The sequence below is a fragment of the Polaribacter haliotis genome, from assembly GCF_014784055.1.
Lineage (GTDB): Bacteria > Bacteroidota > Bacteroidia > Flavobacteriales > Flavobacteriaceae > Polaribacter > Polaribacter haliotis.
Map to the genome: position 1 here is coordinate 2,982,628 of NZ_CP061813.1, position 19,554 is coordinate 3,002,181.

Below are 19,554 nucleotides of genomic sequence, written 5' to 3' on the forward strand. Positions count from 1 at the left end.
CAAATTTAAAAAAATACCTTTATTTTAATCAAACAGCTAAAATGTCTAAAAAAACAACAATATACGATATTGCTAAGGAGCTAAACATAACAGCTGCAACAGTATCTAGAGCATTAAATAACAATCCTAAAATAAGTTCAAAAACTAAAGAATTAGTTTTTGAAACTGCAAAAAAAATGAACTATGAGCAAAATAAACTTGCACTAGCTCTTAAAAGTGGTAAAAGTTATAATGTTGGTGTAATTGTGCCGAGAATAGATAGTAACTTTTTTAGTTCGGTAATTAGAGGTATTGAAGAAGAACTTTATCCTGCTGGTTATCATGTAATTATTTGTCAAACACATGATCAAGAAGAATTGGAAATTAAAAACATTAATTCTTTATTAAACGCTCAAGTAGATGGTGTTTTAATGTCTATTTCTAATGGTAAGCTTGAAGAAAATGATAGTTTTAATCGTTTGTTAGAAAAAAATGTTCCTCTAATATTTTTTGATAGGAAAAAAGAAATAAACAATGTAAGTTCTGTAACAATAGACGATTTTAATGGAGCTTACATGGCAACAAAGCACTTAATTGATCAAGGTTGCAAGCGCATTGCTCATTTATCTAATAATAGAAAATTAGAAATCTTTAGAAATCGTTATTTAGGATACAAACAAGCAATACTTGATAATGGTTTAGAATTTGATGAGAACTTAATTGAAGAAATTCAAAGTAAAGTATTAGAAGGAAGAAGTACTGTAAAAAGATTTTTAGAAATGGATAGACCGCCAGATGCAATATTTTCTTCGAGTGATTTTACAGCTTTAAGTGCAGTGCAAGAAATTAAAGCACACGGATTAAAAATTCCGGAAGATATCTGTGTTGTAGGTTTTAGTAATGAACCTTTTACTAGATTTATGGAACTTTCTATAACATCTGTAGACCAATCTCCAAAAGAAATGGGTAAAATTGCTGCACAAGTATTTTTAGAAGAGGTAAAAAACAGCAAAAAAATAAAATCTGAAAAACATGTAGTTCTAACACCAGAATTAATTATTAGAAAATCGTCATTAAAAATTCTTAAAAACAAAAAAGCCAAGATTTAAATCTTGGCTTTTTTTATAACGAAACTCCTCTTCTCCATGGAATAAAATCGTTTTGGTTTAAAAGCTTTGCTTTGGTTTTTATAGTGCCACTTGCAACAGCTATCATGAATTCTAATAACTCATCTGCCATTTCTTCAATGTTTTTTTCACCACGAATTACAGCACCAGTTTCAATATCTATAATATCTGGCATTTTTACTGCTAGTTCTGTATTAGAAGCTACTTTTACAATTGGTGCAATTGGATTTCCTGTAGGCGTACCTAAACCTGTTGTAAATAATACCATATTTGCTCCAGCGCCAACTAAAGCAGTTGTACTTTCTACATCATTTCCTGGTGTACACAACAAAACCAGACCATTTTTAGAAATATATTCTCCGTAATCTAAAACACTTTCTACAGGGGAAGTTCCTCCTTTTTTTGCTGCTCCAGCAGATTTCATTGCATCTGTAATTAAACCATCTTTAATATTTCCAGGAGAAGGATTCATATCAAAACCAGAACCAGCATCTACAACAGATTTTTCAAAAGCTTTCATTAATGCTAAAAATTTATCGCTGTCTTTTTCATCCACACATCTGTTTACCAATTCTTGCTCTACACCACATAATTCCGGAAATTCAGCTAAAATAGCAGTTCCTTTTAAGGCAACTAACAAATCTGAAACTACTCCTAAAGTTGGGTTTGCAGAAATGCCAGAAAATCCATCTGATCCACCACATTCTAAACCAACTCTTAATTTTGATAAAGGAGCAGGTTTACGTTTCATGTTGTTGGCTTCTTTTATTGCTACAAAAGAATCTTTTACAATGGCTGTTAACATTTCATCTACAGTACCCATTTGTTGTTGTTCGTAAATTAATACAGGCTTATTTAAATTAGGATTAATTGCTTTTAATGCGTCTTTAAATATATCTATTTGTAAATTCTGACAACCTAAACTTAGCACAGTTACCCCAGCTACATTAGGGTTGTTTACATAACCCGCTAATAATTTTGCTAAACTTTCTGAATCTTGTCTAATACCACCACAACCTCCTGGATGAGTAATGAATTTTACATCAATATTATCAAATACATTATTACTTGTTTCTGTTTCATCCATAATAGAATCAACATTATTTACAAGTGAACGTAATAATAATTGTTGTGCTGATGGTTTTTGCTTTAAAAGCTCTTTTTCGAAAATTTCTTTTAAGATTTCTATGTTTCTGTTTTCACAAAAAACTAGAGGAAAAAACAACCATACATTTTCTGTTCCAACTTGCCCATCTTCTCTATGAAAGCCCATAAATGTTCTATTCTTCCATTTTTCTACATTAGGCGCAGTCCAATGAAAGTCTTCTGTTTTACCAAAAACTTTGTCACTTTGATGCTTTACATTTTCTGTTGTTAGCACATCTCCTTTTTCTATTGTGTTATTAGCAGTTCCTACAAGAACACCATACATAATAATTCTATCACCTACATTAAATTTTTTTAGTGCAATTTTATGCTTAGATTTTGTGTAAGATAAAATTTCTATATTTTCTCTTTCAAAAGAAATAATTTCTCCTGCTTTTAAGTTTATTAAAGCTACAGCAACATTATCTGACGAGTTTACTTTTATTAATTTGTTTTGCATCCTAATAATTATGTATTAGTTAGATATTTTAATTAGTATTTTTTACTAAAATTTTCAAACCCACTTTTTATTCCGTTAGAATCTATTTCTGCTAAAGCAAAAGCAATTGCATTTGATAGGTTTTCTATTTTAGTTAGGTCTTGGCCCCAATATTCTTTATTACTTAAAACTGTGTTTACTATTGCATTGTAATCTGTGTTTTTCCAGATTTCTGCAAAGTTTGCAACAATTTTTTCATTATCATTTATAGGTAAATTTTCACCATTAAAAGTACCTTTATAAAAACGGATGAGTGCTGCAAAAGCAAATGTTAAGCAGGTTGGTAGTTTTTTATGAATATTTATATACTCTAAGATGCTAGGTAAAACTCTAACTTTAAATTTAGAAATACAGTTTAATGCTAAGCTTGATATGTTATGTTTGATAAAGGGGTTTCTAAAACGATCTAAAACTTCATAGGCGAATTCTTCAATTTGTTTTTTGTCAAAATCTAGTGTTGGTATAATTTCATCAAAAATAATTTGATTAATTAATCCACCCGTAAATTCATTATCTACAGATTCTTTTACAGTTTTATTTCCATACAAATAAGAAAAAGCAATTAATGAAGTATGTGCTCCATTTAAAATTCGTACTTTTCTAGTTCTAAAAGGCTGCATATCATCAACAATTTTTACATCTAATTTTGTTTTATTAAAAGGTAATTTTGCTTTTAAATCTTCACCACCTTCAATAACCCAAAGTAAAAATGCTTCTGCCGTAACAATTAAATTATCTTCATAATTTAACTTTGCATTATAGGCTTTAATTTCTGCTTTTGGATAACCTGGAACAATTCTATCTACTAATGTACTATGAAACGAATTACTTTCTTGTAGCCAAGTTTTAAAATCACCTCCTAAATTCCAATCAGAAATATATTTTAAAATGATTTCTTTTAAAGTTTCAGAATTATGGTTAATTAGTTCACAAGGAATTATAGTTAAACCTTTTTTTGCATCACCTTTAAAATGTTTAAAACGCTCGTGTAAAAGCACTGTTAATTTAGCAGGAAAAGAACTTGGTGGTTGCATTTCTGCTGTATCTGAAGCTACGTATGCAATACCAGCCTCTGTGGTATTTGAAATAATAAACTCTAAATCTTCTTCTTTAGCTAAACTTAAATAATCAATAAAATTTGCATAGGGATCTACACCTTTTACAATGTTGTCTATCAATTCAATTTCTTGAATTTCTTTACCTTTTTTAACACCTTTCATAAAAAGTGTATACAAACCATCTTGATCATTTAGAATTTTTACCAAACCATTTTCAATAGGCTGAACAACAGCAATACCTGCTTTAAAATTTACTACTTTATTTAGTTCATTAAAAGCGTAACCAATAAATGCTCTTAGGAAGTTTCCTTCTCCAAATTGTATTATTTTAATTGGAAGTTTATCTTCTAATCCTGTATTTTTTCTATTTAATTTTTTCATTTTATCTAATTTTATTTTGATTACCTAAAATCTATAGTCCAAAAATTCTTGGTAAAAACATTGATATTTCTGGTATAAAACTAATTAGCATTAATACACCTAGCATAATTGCTAAAAAAGGTAATAAAGACCTGATAACTTTGGTTACTGAAACATTGGCTACACCACTACCTACAAAGAGTAAGGTGCCTACAGGAGGTGTACAAATACCAATGCATAAATTTAATACAATTACAATTCCGAAGTGAACAGGATCCATACCTAAAGTAGTTACTACTGGTAAAAATATTGGAGTAAATATTAACACTGCAGGTGTCATGTCCATAAACGTACCAACTATTAATAAAATAATATTAATAGCTAAAAAGATGGCGAATTTATTATTTAATGACTCTAATAAAAAAGTACTAATCATTTCTGGAATCCCTTCGAAAGAGAATAACCAAGACATTGCCATAGAGGTACAAATTAAAAACATAACAACAGAAGTGGTTTTTCCGCTAATTAATAATATTTTTGGAAAATCCTTCATTTTCATGTCACCATAAATTAAAGAAAGTATAGCTGCATAAAGTACGGCAATAACAGAGGCTTCAGTTGCTGTGAAAACCCCGGCTACGATTCCGCCAACAACAACTACTAATAGTAGTAAGCTAAAAAAAGCTTTTCTAAAATAGATCCAAACTTCTAAAAGTGTAGAACGCTTTCCTCTTGCATAACCTTTGCTAATTGCAATAAATGCGATGTAACCCATAATTGCAAAACCCAGTAAAATTCCAGGTAAATAACCAGCAATAAATAATGCGGCTACAGATGCAGTTCCTCCACTAGCAAGGGCGTAAACAATTAAAATATTACTTGGCGGAATTAATAATCCCGTTGTTGATGATGTAATATTTATGGATGCACTTAACGCTCTCGGATATCCTTCTTTTTCCATTCTATCTGTCATAATAGAACCAATTGCAGAAGCTGCTGCTACTGCAGAACCAGAAATGGCTCCAAAAAGCATTGATGCTAATACGTTTACATAGGCTAATCCTCCTGGCAGGCTTGCTACTAAAGATTTTGCAAAATTAATAAGACGATTTGCAATACCACCTTGTTTCATAATTTCTCCTGCCAATACAAAAAAGGGTATTGCTAATAATGCAAAACTATCTATACCAGTTGTCATTCTTTGGGCAATAGTTGTTAATCCAGGTAGTTTATCAATATTTAGTAATAAACTTAATGTTGTGGAAATTCCAATACTATATGCTACTGGAACTTTTATTAACAAAAGCACAAAGAAACTTACAAACAAAACGATAATACTAATAATCTCTATACTCATGATTAACAAATGTTTTTATTAGAATAAATTTTTGATATGTGGTACACAGAAAAAGATATTATTAAGAAACCACTGAATGGCAAAACAGCATATACATAACCTAAAGGAATACGTAAAGTACCCGATAATTGATCTAGATGCAAGGTTGTATAAACCAAATTTATACCTCCAATAACCATAACAATAAGTGCAAAAAGGAATATAAAAATCTCAATAACTATAGACGCTTTTCTTTTGTTAGTTAGCGATAGTTTTTGGTATAAAAAATCCATTGATAGGTGTTCTCTTTTTGCATTTAGATAAGCAGCGCCTATAATGGTCATCCAGATTAATGAAAATCTAGCAAACTCTTCTGTCCAAGTAAAAGAAGTACCCAAAAGATATCTTGAGAACACTTGGAAAAGAACATCTAAAACTAATAATCCAAAAATTATTATTATAAACCATTCAAGAATTTTGTTAACTTTATTAAAAGTAACCTCATATTTATTCATGTTAATTATTTTTAATTTCTTTTACTAATTTGCCCATTTCTGGGAATTTTTTCACAAAATTTATTACAACGTTTTTAGATTTTTCTGCAAACAATGATTTTTCTGGAATAATAACTTCTACGCCCCAATCTTTTATAGTTTTTAGAGACTGATCTACAGATTCTTTCCAAAATATTTTTTCAGCTTGAGCTGACTCATCTGCTGCCTCTTGTACCCAAATTCTTTCTTGTTTAGACAGTTTATTCCAGTATTTAGTACCTATCAATAATACATCTGGTACAGAAGAATGTTCATCTAACGTGTAATATTTACTTATTTCGTAATGATTTGAAGAAACAAAAGAAGGTGGGTTATTTTCTGCACCATCTACAACACCTTGTTGAATAGCAGCATATAATTCTCCGTAAGCTAAAGGTGTAGCAGCACCTCCCATAGAATTTACCATATTAATAGCCATTTGATTATTTTGTACCCTAATTTTAAGGCCATTTAAATCTTCTGGAGTTCTTATTGCTTTTTTGCTTGTATAAAAACTTCTACTCCCAGCATCGTAGTAACATAAACCCCGTAACCAAAATTTAGATCCTTTTTCTAAAATTGATTTACCAATTGCCCCTTCTAAAACACTAAATTGATGTACTTTATTTCTAAAAAGATATGGAATTCCTAACACATTGTATTCAGGAACAAAGTTAGATAATATAGCTGCACTGACTTTGGTGGCAGCAACACTACCAATTTGCAATAACTCTAAAGTTTCTCTTTCTGATCCTAATTGGCCGTCAGGAAAAATTTTAACTTTTAATGTACCATTAGATTTTTTTTCTAAAGACTTCTTAAATTCTAAAATACCCTTGTGTACAGGGTGAGTTTGTGGCAAGGTATGACCCAGGTAAAGAACTTTATAATTATTTGTTTTTTTACAAGACACTATGCCTGTAAAAAGAATAATTAATAGAATTATTTTAATTCGCATACTAATATTTTTATTTAATTAAATTTAAAATATTCTTTAGCGTTATTATAGCTAATATCAGAAACCATTTTACCAATCCATTCCATATCATTTGGTAATTCTCCTCGTTTAATTTCATCGCCTAAAAGATTACATAGTATTCTTCTAAAATATTCATGTCTAGGAAAAGACAAGAAACTTCTAGAATCTGTAAGCATACCAATAAAACAACTAATTAAACCCATATTAGAAAGTGCGTTTAACTGTTTTGTCATTCCATCTTTTTGATCTAAAAACCACCAACCAGAACCAAATTGTACCTTTCCTTTTACACTACCATCATTAAAGTTGCCAATCATGGTAGCCATTACTTCGTTGTCTGCAGGGTTTAGGTTATAGATAATAGTTTTAGTTAATTTATCTTTACTGTCTAAAGCATTTAAAAATGCCGATAACTTTTGTGCTTGAGAATAATCTCCAATAGAATCCCAGCCTGTGTCTGGTCCTAAAATAAGATGCATACGTGCATTGTTGTTTCTTAATGCTCCTAAATGATACTGTTGTACCCAACCATACTCGTGGTAAGTTTCTGCTAAAAATAATAAGATAGCGCTTTGAAACTTTAGAGCTTCTATGTTAGAAATTACTTTGCCTTCTCTTTTCTTCGCAAAAATTGCTTTTACTTCTGCTTCTGTAAAAGTTTCAAAATAAATTTTATCTAATCCATGATCACAAACGCTACATCCGTTTTTATCAAAGAAATCGATTCTATTTTTTAATGCATCACATAAATCATTATAAGTAGAAATAGTTGTTGCGGCAGCATTTCCTAAAGAATTTACATACTCATTATAACCTTTAGCATTTATTAAAATTGCTTTGTCTGGTCTAAAAGAAGTTCCAACTTTTACGTCAAAATTAGATTTTTTTATTGCTTGATGGTATTTTAAATTGTCTGTTGGATCTTCTGTTGTACAAACATATTCTGCATTTACTTTATTCAATAATTGTCTAGTGCTAAAAGAACCCGATGTTAATTGACTTTGGGTTTGCTCCCAAATATTTTCTGCTGATTTTTCGTTTAATAAAACTGTAATACCAAAATATCTTGTTAACTCTAAATGGGTCCAATGATATAAAGGATTACGCATTGTGTAAGGTACTGTCTTTGCCCAGTTTAAAAATTTATCTTTATCTGTTCCATTTCCTGTAATAAACTTTTCATTAATACCCAAAGTACGCATTGCACGCCATTTATAATGATCACCATTTATCCAAATATTTGTTATATTATTAAATGTTTTATCCTCAGCTATTTCTTTAGGAGGTAGGTGATTGTGATAATCTATTATGGGCTGATTCTTAGAATAGTTGTGATATAATTCTTCAGCGTATTTATTTTCTAACAAAAAATTATCGTGAATAAAATTTTTAATCATTAGTTTTCTTTTTTAATACTTCGTTAGAAGTATACCTTATCTTATGAAAAGTATTTAATATTGTTAAATTGTAATCGATTGCACAAATATAAAATAAAATTCCATATAACTAATATTTAATTATTTTAATTTAAATGGTTTATGATTATTACATTCAATTTATGCTTTTATTTTATTTGTATAACTATGATTAGTAGTTGTTTTTGTAATAAATGAAAAATTAACGGAGAAGATAGAATGAATTAAAATTACTAAAGTAATTTGCTGTTTTAATTGTTAAAGGTTACAGACAGTAAACTTTTAATTTTAAGCTTATTAACATATTATAAATACTTGTCTTTTTTACTTGAATAAGTAAGAATTATTATACTAAAAAATATTACATATTTGATTAGAAATTAATTATAAATAAAAGTAGAAATTTGTCGAAGACAATTTAATTAAAATATAGTATAAAATTTGGACGTTTTAGACGAACTATAACCTGATGGTATCTTGTTTGAGTCCAGTTCCCAATAAAAGTTTAAAAAAAAAACCGAATTGTAAGAACAATTCGGTTTTTTTATGCTTTATTTTTTGAAAATATTACAAAACCTACTTTAAAGTAAATGTTACTTTTTGTAATTCAGATGAATTTGGACCAATCATTACTTCAAAATCTCCTTTTTCTATAGTTTCTTTGTTATTAATTCCTATAAACTGTAGCTTTTCTTTGGTAACGTAGAAATCGATTGTTTTTGTTTCCTTAGACTTAAAAGCTACTTTTTTGAAATCTTTTAATTCTTTAAAAGGTCTCATTACAGAGCAAAATTTATCAAAAATATATAGTTGAATTATTTCTTCTCCATTTCTATCGCCAGTATTTGTAATATCTATAGAAACCTTTACACTATCATTAATAGACATTAATTTTTTATCTAAACGAATATTTTTATACTTGTAATTTGTATAACTTAGTCCATACCCAAAAGGATATAAAGGTTCAGTTTGAATATCTCTATGGGTTGTACTGTATCTATTATTGCCAGTACCAGCATTAAAAGAATGGCTTGTTCTTTTGTAGTTGTAAAAAATAGGAACTTGCCCTTGATGATAAGGAAAAGATACTGGTAATTTTCCAGTTGGATTTACAACCCCAAAAAGAATATCTGCAACAGCATTTCCGCCAGTAGTTCCAGGCATCCAAGCTTGTAGCAAAGCGCTAGATTTTTTTGCAACATCTGTTAAAACATATGGACGACCAGTAATTATTACACTTACTATTGGAGTTTTTGTTTTTGAAAGTGCATCCAATAATTTCTGTTGTGCTCCAGGTAATAACAACGAAGCAACTCCACCACCTTCGCCACTCATCCATTCTTTTTCTCCTAAAGCAAGAACAACCACGTCCGATTTTTTTGCCAAAGCAACAGCTTCAGCAATCATTTCTTCTCCTTTAATTTCAAAATTTTCTACGATACAACCTTGTGCATATGAAATTTTATTATTATTCATTTGCGCTTTTATTCCGTCAAAAATCGAAACTACATCTTTAGCTTCTCCTTTGGCAGACCACCAGCCTAATAGGTCTTTTTGAGATTTGGCAAAAGGACCAATAATCGCAATTTTTTGATTCTTAGATAATGGAAGGGTGTTATTTTCATTTTTTAAAAGAACCATGCTTTTAGCTGCCATTTCTCTGGTTTCTTTTAAGTTTTTCGGAGACATCAATTCATCTTTTTCTCTTTTTTCATCAAAAAAAGCATATGGGTTTTCAAATAAACCAGCCTTTTCTTTTAATCTTAAAACTTTTCGAACTCTATCATTTAATTGTTTTTCTGAAATAGTTCCATTTTTAATTAAAGAAGGTAAGATTTTTAAATATACTTTTGAAGACATATCCATATCATGTCCTGTTTCAATAGCCATTTTAACAGCAATAGTATCATTCTTTGCGATTCCAGAAGCAACTAAATTGGTAATTGTCATCCAATCTGTCATTAATAAACCATCGAACTTTAATTCTTCTCTTAAAATAGTATTCATTAAATATTTATTGGCAACTACAGGAACTCCATCATATGCAGTATATGCAGACATTACACTAGAAACACCAGCATTAATTGCAGCTTTAAAAGGAGGGAGATGTAATTCTCTTAATTCTCGTTCAGAAAAATTTTGAATATTATAATCCCTACCCGCTAAAGAGGCTCCATAACCAGCATAATGTTTTACAGTTGCCAATAAATTTTGATGTTTTCCATTGCTTTCCTGAAACCCTTTTACTCTTGCAGTGGCAATTAAGCTTCCTAAATATGGGTCTTCTCCAGCACCTTCTAAAATTCTTCCCCAACGTGCTTCTTGGGCAATATCTACCATTGGTGCATAAGTTAAATGCAAGCCAGCAGCAGAAGCTTCTCTTGCTGCAATTGCTGCTGAGTTTCTAATCGCAGGAAGGTCCCAACTTGCGGCTTCTGCTAAAGGAATTGGAGCAATAGTTTTATATCCATGAATTACGTCTTCTTGAAATAAAATAGGAATTCCTAAACGAGATTCTTCTACAGCAACTTTTTGAACTTCTAAATTTGTTTTAGCTCCATTCGATTTTAAAATAGAACCAACTTTACCTTCTTTTATCCATTTATATACTGTGTCTTTTGGATAAAATTGACCAAAAGGGATTAAGTTTAACTGCCCAACTTTTTCTTCGATGGTCATTTTAGCTAATAAATCTTCTATAATTGAATCTTTTGTGTTCTTCTTTTTATTACAAGAAAAAAGAAAAAATATTGAAATAATACAGGTAGATATAAATAATTTACGGGTCATAATTTTTTTAAAAATAGTAAAGTTTGTTTTGTTTTTAATATGAAAGAGTAATGCCTTAAAAAGTTATCTTTAGCCTAACCAACCATCTCTGTCTAGACTTCTGTATTGAATTGCTTCTGCAATATGGTCTGGAGAAATAGCTGCTGCATTTGCCAAATCTGCAATGGTTCTAGAAACTTTTAAAATACGATCGTAAGCTCTTGCAGAAAGGTTTAGTTTTTCCATCGCTGTTTTTAAAAGAGTTAAACTCTCTTCAGATAATTTACAGTATTTCCTAATTTGTTTTACATTCATTTGAGCATTGTAATGTACGTTTTCAAATTCTTCAAATCTTTTAGATTGTATCTCTCTAGAAGCTGTAACACGTTTTCTTATTTCAACAGAAGATTCTCCTTTTCGTTCTTCGGAAAGTTTTTCGAAAGGAACTGGAGTTACTTCGATATGAATATCTATTCTATCTAAAAGTGGTCCAGAAATTTTACTTAAATAACGTTCCATTTCCTGTGGGGTAGAGGTCATAGGAGAGTTTGGGTCATTAAAAAAACCACTTGGACTCGGATTCATGCTTGCCACTAACATAAAACTACAAGGATAAGTAACTGTAAATTTTGCTCTAGAAATCGTAACATCTCTATCTTCTAAAGGCTGACGCATTACTTCTAAAACGTCTCTTTTAAACTCTGGCAATTCATCTAAAAATAAAACACCATTATGCGAAAGTGAAATTTCTCCAGGTCTTGGATATTGCCCACCACCAACTAAAGCGACATTGGAAATCGTATGATGTGGACTCCTAAAAGGTCTTTGATACATTAAACCTTCATTTTTAGTTTTACCAACTACAGAATGTATTTTTGTAGTTTCCAAGGCTTCATGCAAAGTCATTGGTGGTAAAATAGAAGGTAATCGTTTTGCTAACATTGTTTTTCCAGATCCTGGAGGGCCAATCAAAATAATATTATGTCCACCAGCAGCTGCAATTTCCATACAGCGTTTTATGGATTCTTGTCCTTTTACATCGGAAAAATCGAACTCTGGAAAATCGATATTTTTATAAAATTCTGCTCTTGTATCTACAATTGTAGGTTCAATTTTTTTGTCTTCGTTGAAATGATTAATCACTTCCATAATATTCTCCACACCTAAAACTTCTAAATCGCTTACAATTGCTGCTTCTTTGGCATTCGCTTTTGGGAGAATAAAGTATTTAAAACCTTCTTCACGCGCTTTTATTGCCATAGGTAAAACACCTCTTATGGGTTGCAAACTTCCATCTAAAGAAAGTTCTCCCATAATAATATACTCGTTAATGTTAGTGGATTTTATTTGGTTAGATGCAGTTAAAATACCCATAGCCAAAGTTAAATCGTAAGCAGCACCTTCTTTACGAATGTCTGCAGGTGCCATATTTATAATTATTTTTTTACCAGGAAGTTTGTAATTGTTATTATTTAAAGCTGCAGAAATTCTGAAAGAACTTTCGCGAACAGCATTATCTGGTAAACCTACTAAATGATACCCAACACCTTTATCTATATTTACTTCAACAGTAATTGTGGTTGCTTCTATGCCAAAAACAGCAGAACCAAAAACTTTAACCAGCATATTTTATTTCTCTTTCGTTAAAGGTAAAGAAAAAAATGATTATTTAAATTATTTATTTTTAAATCAAACATTTATAAAAAAAAGAAATTAGGTTATTTCTAAATTTAGAAATAACCTAATTTTAATTTATAACAAGGATGCTATAATTAGATTTTAAGCAGAATTCCTACTTGCATTAATATTCCCAAAAAGAGAACGCATTACCATTTTTTCGAAGATTTCTAATTCCTCTGAGTTTCCTTCCGTTTTTTGTAATTCTTGGATTTTCTTTAACGCATATTGCTGAATTGTTAATAATGGTAAAACAATTTGCTCTCTTATTTCAATTGAAGCTTTTCCTACAGGGAAATTTTCCATGAGTTCTGTATGTCCAGCCAATTTTAATAACAACCTTTTTGTAGTTTTAAATTCTTCGTGAATTAATTTCCAAAATTCGCCAAATTCTTTGTCATTAGCCATATATGCTGTTAATTCGAAGAAAGATTTTGTTAAACTCATCATACTATTTTCTAGTAAGGTTTTAAAGAAATCTGAGGCGTTATAAAATTCTACAATTTCATCAAATCGATTCGCATCTTCGTATTTTTTTAACGCAGTTCCAACTCCAAAAAACCCAGGAACGTTTTGTTTTAATTGACTCCAGCTACCTACAAAAGGGATTGCTCTTAAAGCAGAGAAATCTAATTCTGCAGACGAAGAACGTTTACTTGGTCTACTACCAATATTTGTTTTTGCATAGTACTTTAACGTACTCATTTTTTCTAAATAAGGTAAAAATTTCGGATGATTTTTAAAATCTACATAAGTTTGGTAACTTGTAGAAGCTAAATCGTCTATTAATTTTCTGTGATCGTCATTTAATTGATCTTTTGTAAAAACTTCATTTTTAATTCCAGAACTTAATAATTGTTCTAAATTATATTGCGAAGAATTTTTTGTTCCGAAGTTAGAGCTAATTGTTTGTCCTTGAACCGTTAATTGAATTTCTTTATCTTCGATAGTTGGACCTAAAGACGCATAAAATTGATGTGTTTTTCCTCCACCTCTTGCAGGAGGTCCTCCACGTCCGTCAAAGAAAATTACTTCGATATCAAATTCTCTGGAAACTTTTGTAAGCGCTTCTTTTGCTTTAAATATTCCCCAATTTGCCATTAAATAACCACCATCTTTTGTTCCGTCAGAAAAACCTAACATAATAGTTTGTTTGTCTTTTCTTTTAGATACATGATGTCTGTAAACTCTATTAGAATATAAAGTTCGCATTACATCTTCTGCATTTATTAGATCTTCTACAGTTTCAAAAAGTGGAATAACATCTACTGGCAATTCATTTTCGAAACCACATAAATTTAACATGGCAAAAGTTTCCATTACATTTAAAGCAGTTTGATTATTACTTATAATGTAACGATTTGCACCACGTTCTCCATTTCTAGATTGTATTTCTTTTAGTGCATACATAGACTCGATTGTTTTTACTGAAATCTCATCCGTTAAATTCGCAGGATCTATGTTTCCTTTTACCAAAGAAAGAATTTCTATTTGCTCCTCTTCAGAAAGATGTATGTAGTTTTTTGGGAAAGTAGTATCGCCCATTTCTTGCATATCTTTTACGATTTGCGTAAATGCTGTGTGATGCACTCTACTATCTTGTCTAATATCTAAAGTAGCGAAATGGAAACCGAAAATTCTAACTTTATTGATAAAGTCATTCAATTCATCAATAAATAAAGATTGATGTTTCGTTTCGATAATTTCTCTCGCTTTTTCTAATTCTTCTAATAGTATTTTTTGATTAAAATTTACTTTTGTGTAACTTCTAACAACGTGTTTGTATAATCTTTTTTCAACTTTTGATAAAATTTCTTGAACCCCATCAAAAGTAAAACGTCTTTTTAATCTTCTAACATCTCTATAGTAATTTCTTAAAATAGTTTGACGCAATCTCTCTGCAACATCTAACGTGATTTTTGTAGTTACAAATGGGTTTCCATCTCTATCTCCTCCTGGCCAAAAACCTAAATCTATAATTTCGTTATCTATTGGTTTTCCATCGTAAATATTGTTCTGTATATAATTGTAGATTTTAGATACAGAATCATAAAATACATTCTCTAAATACCAAATTAAACTTACGGCTTCATCAAAAGGAGAAGGTTTAGCTTTTTTGTAAAATGGTGTTTTACCTAATTGAGCTAACAAGTTTTTAATTAAAAGTAAATCGTCGTTTTGTATTGCTTTATCTAAATCTGTAATAATTCCTAAAACAGATCCAGGGTAAAACTGTGTTGGATGTGCAGTTAAAACCACACGTACTTTAAATTCCTCTAAGTACGATTTTAATTCTTCTTTTTTATTTCCTAAAATTGCCAATTCTTCCGAACTTCTTAAAGTACCAACCCCATCCATATTATTTACAATAGGAAATGCGGCGTCTTCAATTGCATCAAATAAAACAACTTGACGTTCTATATATTGAATGAAGCGAAATAGTAAATCGGTTTTTTCTTTTTCTGAAGGGTTTTCTTGATACTTTCTAAAAAATGTTTCTACAATTTCTGTAGGATTTTTACCTTCTTGAAATCCTTTTTTACATACTTTATGAAATAATGGCAAGAAAACACCAGTATTGCTAATTGTATCGAAAGGTAAGGTCATGAAAATACTGTTGTAAATTTGGTATTTAGACAACACATTCTCATTAAATCGTGAAAGTTTTGGTAACGTAGACATTTTTTATAAATTTTATAAGGTAAAGCTACAAAAAAGGACAGTTACAAAACTTAGGTTTATGGTAATAATTAGTTTTTTAATTACGAAAACGATATAAATTTAGGGTGTAATTTTGTAAAATGATAAAACCTATAATTATTGCTTATTTAAGAAGTATGGCTGAATTCTATTTTGAATCAAATGAAGGTTCCATCTTGTTGGATCATTTTTCAATAAAAAACCTTTTAAAAAATTTTCATTTTGATATTTATTATAATCATCATAAATAAAAACAGAAGGTTTTTTACCAATAAATTTAGAATTTATAACCATTATATTATTTTCAATATCAAAAGCATCTACAGTTACAAACTCCAAACCTTCTAAATCTAGTTTTTTATTTAGTGCAGAAAAACTATTGACATCTTTTTCAAGTTCGAAAGTATAAATACTAAGAGGTTTTTCTTTCTTTGTAAGATCTGTTTTTTGAGCAAATAAAGAAATACTAATAAATAAGGCAGAGAACAAAAATAGATTACGTTTTTTCATAATTTAATAGGTTGAGATTGATTGATGTATTTCTATCAATATTTGTACCAATTCTTACTTTTTATTAAAATTTTCTATCCCTTTTTGTAGCCAATCTTTATAGGTTTCTGTATCTGTATATTGTTGAGGTGTATTTAAAATTTCTAAATTGGCATTCATTAAAACATAATAAGGTTGAGATGCATTTTTAAAGTTTACAACTTGAAATGTAGACCATTTATCTCCATAAGTTCTTATCTGCTTAATTTTGCCATTCGCTTTCTTAAAATCGAATTGAGCATCTTCTGGAAGCTTCTTTTCATTATCATCTACATATAAGGATATTAAAATATACTCATTTTTAAGAATGTTATAAACTTCTGGATTGCTCCAAACGTTTTCTTCCATTTTACGACAATTTACACAAGCCCAACCTGTAAAATCTAAAAGAATTGGTTTGTTGGTTTCTTTTGCAACAGCCAAACCTTCATCGAAATCTTTGTAGCAATTTAAACCTAAAGGACAATCGTTTTCTTGTTCGTAAATACTATAAAATTGCGGAGGTGGAAAACCACTTAAAGCGTTTAAATTCCATGTAGGATTTTTAAAAGTTCCAGGAATTAAATAAATAACAAAAGCCATTACTAAAACACCAAATGAAACTCTAGAAAAAGAAAGTTTTTTAATTGGAGAATCGTGTGGGAATTTAATTTTACCTAAAAGATACAATCCAAGTCCGAAGAAAATAATAATCCAAATTCCAATAAAAATTTCACGTTTAAAAATTCCCCAATGTCCAACTAAATCGGAGTTTGATAAAAACTTAAATGCCAATGCTAATTCTAAGAAACCTAAAACTACTTTGGTTGTATTTAGCCATCCACCAGATTTTGGTAAAGAATTTAACCAGCTTGGAAACAGTGCAAATAAGGCAAAAGGTAAAGCTAAAGCAACTCCAAAACCAGACATTCCTGCCGTAAGTTGCATGGCTCCACCATCTGAAGTTAAAGAGCCTGCTAATAAAGAACCTAAAATTGGTCCAGTACAAGAAAATGAAACAATTGCCAACGTTAATGCCATAAAGAAAATACCGATAATACCTCCAATACTGGAAGCAGAATCCATTTTATTTCCCCAAGAACTTGGTAGTGTAATTTCGTAATACCCAAAGAAAGAACCTGCGAAAAATACCAATATCGCAAAGAAGAAAATATTTAACCAAACATTTGTGGAAATGGTGTTTAAGATTTCTGGATCTAAACTATCTAAAAAATGAAAAGGCAAACTTAATAAGATATAAATAGCAACAATAAAAATACCATATAAAATAGCGTTAGAAACTCCTTTTCTTTTACTTTGAGATTGTTTGGTGAAAAATGAAACTGTTAAAGGAATCATTGGGAAAACACAAGGTGTTAACAGTGCTAATAATCCACCAACAAAACCTAAGAAAAAGATATTAAATAAAGAACTATTAGTTTCAGTATCTTCCTTTGAATCTGTTTTTAAAAGAGCCGTATTTTTTAAATCTAATTTTAGTTTTTTCGATAAAAGTTTACTTTTATTATCCAAAGAAATAGTTTCTGTTACTTCTTTATTATCTTTAAGAGAAAAAGAAAAAGTTTCGTCTATTTGGATGCAAGCTTCTTTACAAACTTGCCCTAAAAGACTAATTTTTATAATCTCTATTTTAGGGTCTTCAACTTTAATTCTTTGTGTTATTTTGGCGTAATCTTTGAAGAAAATTTCTTCTTTTTCCCATACTTCAGTGTACTCTTTATGAGTTTCACTTTCTTTAGCATCTCCAATTAATTTAAAGCCAACCTCTTCATCTGTATAACAAGTACAAATTTTCAATGGCATAGATGCACCTTCAGGATTATATTGAGAATATAAATGCCATTCAGGAAAAAGATCTGCTTCAAAAATTAAATCGTATTCAGTTTCAGAAACTTTATTAATTGAAGATTTCCAAACAATCGGGTTTTCTTCAGTTTGAGAAAAAATAGAGAGTGTAATAAATAACAGGAAAATGGAAAAAACTTTTTTCATAGTAACTTAATATTTATGAAATATTAAAGATTTAAATCATTTAAAGTCTCCACTAATTTTTTATCTGAAGGTCTTGGAGCATTCGCACTAACGATGTTTCCTTGTGGATCAATTAATATAAAACGAGGAATTCCTTTGATTCCATAATCTTGTATAAATTTAGAATCCCAATTGTTATCAGCCATTAATTGTAAACCACCTAATTCTCTATCAACAATCATTTTTTTCCACTTTTCGTAGTCTTTTTCTGTATCAATAGAAATGCTTACAAACTCGATATTTTTATCGTGAAACTCTTTTTCTACTTTCTTTAAAGATGGAATTTCGGCAATACAAGGCCCACACCAAGTTGCCCAAACATCTATATAAACGTATTTACCTTTTAAATCGTCTAAAGATTTTGTGCCACCAGCATTGTTTTCGAAATCTGTAAATTTAGGAGAAGGATTTCCTTTCGATAAAGACATGATTTTTTTATACTCAGCATCAATTTTTGCGTTGTTAACTTCGTCTGTAGAATTTTTGCTGTAAATCGAATAATAATCTTCTAAATCTTCTGTATATGTAATTCCATATTGAGCATCTGCATACAATAAGTTGTTTTTAATTTTCTGACTTTTTAAGCCTGTAATAGTTTTTAAATAAGCAATATCTCTTGCAATAGTAGAATCTTTTTTAACCAAATCGTTCGACTTATCTCTAAGTTCGGAACCTACTAACATTCTGTAAGATTGAGAAAATAGGAAATCGCTCTCGTTTTCTATATCTAAACCCTCTAGGTCACTTAAAAAGCCTTCAGAAGGTTCAAATTCTCTATTCTTAGTATAATAACCATGGTAAGATTTGTAATTTTTTAAGAAAGAAAGATAGTTGTACTTAATATTTTTTAATTCTTTGGTTTTAAAGTCTTCAGAAATACCATCTGTATTGTTAATTAAATCTTCTTCACCAACTTTTATTTTTAAAACATGCTCTTTAAAATCAGCTTCGTTTTTAGAAAACATTTCTTTTTGATCTCCCATCAAATCAGAAGCTAATTTTCCTTTTTGAAGTATATAATTATTAACTGCATTATTACTACCTGTTATTTGAGCAGTTGAATCTTTCTTTTTTGAATCGTATGTAATATTTAATTCAGATCCATTTGGAAGATACAATTCACTCATATTATTGTTTTCTCTTAGGACATATAAATCTGTTCCTAAAGCTAATGTATCTGCAAAAGAACCATCTTCAGATAAGGTAATTTCTTTTTTATTTCCCCAATTTAATTGACTGTGGACAGTCAATTTTTTTGCTGTAGTATTTTCGATTTTTCCAGAAATAAGAGCATAATCTACTTTCTTCTCAGGTTCACAAGAAACCATTGTTATAATCGCTAATAAAAGGACAAATTTTTTCATAAGATTTTGGTATTTTAAATTGAAGAGATAAA

General features: G+C 29.7%; 13 protein-coding genes. 1 reads left to right on the top strand and 12 read right to left on the bottom strand.

Annotated elements, in window-relative coordinates; all coding sequences use genetic code 11:
• Positions 1 to 41: 41 nt before the first annotated feature.
• Positions 42 to 1,088, top strand: a complete 1,047-nt coding sequence (locus H9I45_RS12820) for a LacI family DNA-binding transcriptional regulator (protein ID WP_088353852.1) — start codon at positions 42 to 44, stop codon at positions 1,086 to 1,088.
• A 13-nt stretch (positions 1,089 to 1,101) separates the two neighbouring features.
• On the opposite strand, the gene H9I45_RS12825 is transcribed toward H9I45_RS12820, so the two are convergent.
• From H9I45_RS12825 to H9I45_RS12880, 12 genes are all read right to left on the bottom strand, one after another.
• Positions 1,102 to 2,712 carry a UxaA family hydrolase gene (locus H9I45_RS12825; RefSeq protein WP_088353853.1) on the bottom strand — a complete coding sequence of 537 codons (1,611 nt, stop codon included), beginning with the start codon at positions 2,710 to 2,712 and terminating at the stop codon, positions 1,102 to 1,104.
• Between the two features lie 32 nt (positions 2,713 to 2,744).
• Positions 2,745 to 4,190, bottom strand: a complete 1,446-nt coding sequence (locus H9I45_RS12830) for a tagaturonate reductase (RefSeq protein ID WP_088353854.1) — start codon at positions 4,188 to 4,190, stop codon at positions 2,745 to 2,747.
• A gap of 31 nt (positions 4,191 to 4,221) precedes the next feature.
• Positions 4,222 to 5,526 carry a TRAP transporter large permease gene (locus tag H9I45_RS12835; protein ID WP_176397551.1) on the bottom strand — a complete coding sequence of 435 codons (1,305 nt, stop codon included), beginning with the start codon at positions 5,524 to 5,526 and terminating at the stop codon, positions 4,222 to 4,224.
• Between the two features lie 2 nt (positions 5,527 to 5,528).
• Entirely contained in the window at positions 5,529 to 6,020 is a 492-nt protein-coding gene (locus H9I45_RS12840; RefSeq protein ID WP_088353855.1) for a TRAP transporter small permease, read from the bottom strand.
• A gap of 1 nt (position 6,021) precedes the next feature.
• Positions 6,022 to 6,900: a TRAP transporter substrate-binding protein gene (locus tag H9I45_RS12845; protein ID WP_254712584.1), complete on the bottom strand. Its 879-nt coding sequence runs from the start codon at positions 6,898 to 6,900 to the stop codon at positions 6,022 to 6,024.
• Positions 6,901 to 7,010: 110 nt separating this feature from the next.
• On the bottom strand, positions 7,011 to 8,414 hold the full coding sequence (uxaC, locus tag H9I45_RS12850) for a glucuronate isomerase (protein WP_088353857.1): 1,404 nt from the start codon (positions 8,412 to 8,414) through the stop codon (positions 7,011 to 7,013).
• A 594-nt stretch (positions 8,415 to 9,008) separates the two neighbouring features.
• Positions 9,009 to 11,222, bottom strand: a complete 2,214-nt coding sequence (bglX, locus tag H9I45_RS12855; protein WP_088353858.1) for a beta-glucosidase BglX — start codon at positions 11,220 to 11,222, stop codon at positions 9,009 to 9,011.
• 69 nt (positions 11,223 to 11,291) lie between these two features.
• Positions 11,292 to 12,827 (bottom strand): YifB family Mg chelatase-like AAA ATPase, encoded by a 1,536-nt coding sequence (locus H9I45_RS12860; RefSeq protein ID WP_088353859.1) that lies wholly within the window; start codon positions 12,825 to 12,827, stop codon positions 11,292 to 11,294.
• A 153-nt stretch (positions 12,828 to 12,980) separates the two neighbouring features.
• A complete protein-coding gene (locus H9I45_RS12865) occupies positions 12,981 to 15,560 on the bottom strand; it encodes a phosphoenolpyruvate carboxylase (protein ID WP_088353860.1) in 2,580 nt (859 codons plus the stop codon).
• Between the two features lie 135 nt (positions 15,561 to 15,695).
• Complete coding sequence (locus H9I45_RS12870) at positions 15,696 to 16,088, bottom strand: hypothetical protein (protein WP_088353861.1); 393 nt, start codon at positions 16,086 to 16,088, stop codon at positions 15,696 to 15,698.
• A gap of 54 nt (positions 16,089 to 16,142) precedes the next feature.
• Entirely contained in the window at positions 16,143 to 18,119 is a 1,977-nt protein-coding gene (locus H9I45_RS12875) for a protein-disulfide reductase DsbD family protein (protein ID WP_088353862.1), read from the bottom strand.
• Between the two features lie 23 nt (positions 18,120 to 18,142).
• On the bottom strand, positions 18,143 to 19,522 hold the full coding sequence (locus H9I45_RS12880) for a TlpA family protein disulfide reductase (protein WP_088353863.1): 1,380 nt from the start codon (positions 19,520 to 19,522) through the stop codon (positions 18,143 to 18,145).
• Between the last annotated feature and the right edge of the window lie 32 nt (positions 19,523 to 19,554).

Excerpts from the sequence above, each read along its gene's own strand:
- H9I45_RS12820 (WP_088353852.1), top strand. The coding sequence starts at position 42 with ATGTCTAAAAAAACAACAATATACGATATTGCTAAGGAGCTAAACATA.
- H9I45_RS12825 (WP_088353853.1), bottom strand. The coding sequence starts at position 2,712 with ATGCAAAACAAATTAATAAAAGTAAACTCGTCAGATAATGTTGCTGTA.
- H9I45_RS12830 (WP_088353854.1), bottom strand. The coding sequence starts at position 4,190 with ATGAAAAAATTAAATAGAAAAAATACAGGATTAGAAGATAAACTTCCA.
- H9I45_RS12835 (WP_176397551.1), bottom strand. The coding sequence starts at position 5,526 with ATGAGTATAGAGATTATTAGTATTATCGTTTTGTTTGTAAGTTTCTTT.
- H9I45_RS12840 (WP_088353855.1), bottom strand. The coding sequence starts at position 6,020 with ATGAATAAATATGAGGTTACTTTTAATAAAGTTAACAAAATTCTTGAA.
- uxaC (WP_088353857.1), bottom strand. The coding sequence starts at position 8,414 with ATGATTAAAAATTTTATTCACGATAATTTTTTGTTAGAAAATAAATAC.
- bglX (WP_088353858.1), bottom strand. The coding sequence starts at position 11,222 with ATGACCCGTAAATTATTTATATCTACCTGTATTATTTCAATATTTTTT.
- H9I45_RS12860 (WP_088353859.1), bottom strand. The coding sequence starts at position 12,827 with ATGCTGGTTAAAGTTTTTGGTTCTGCTGTTTTTGGCATAGAAGCAACC.
- H9I45_RS12865 (WP_088353860.1), bottom strand. The coding sequence starts at position 15,560 with ATGTCTACGTTACCAAAACTTTCACGATTTAATGAGAATGTGTTGTCT.
- H9I45_RS12870 (WP_088353861.1), bottom strand. The coding sequence starts at position 16,088 with ATGAAAAAACGTAATCTATTTTTGTTCTCTGCCTTATTTATTAGTATT.
- H9I45_RS12875 (WP_088353862.1), bottom strand. The coding sequence starts at position 18,119 with ATGAAAAAAGTTTTTTCCATTTTCCTGTTATTTATTACACTCTCTATT.
- H9I45_RS12880 (WP_088353863.1), bottom strand. The coding sequence starts at position 19,522 with ATGAAAAAATTTGTCCTTTTATTAGCGATTATAACAATGGTTTCTTGT.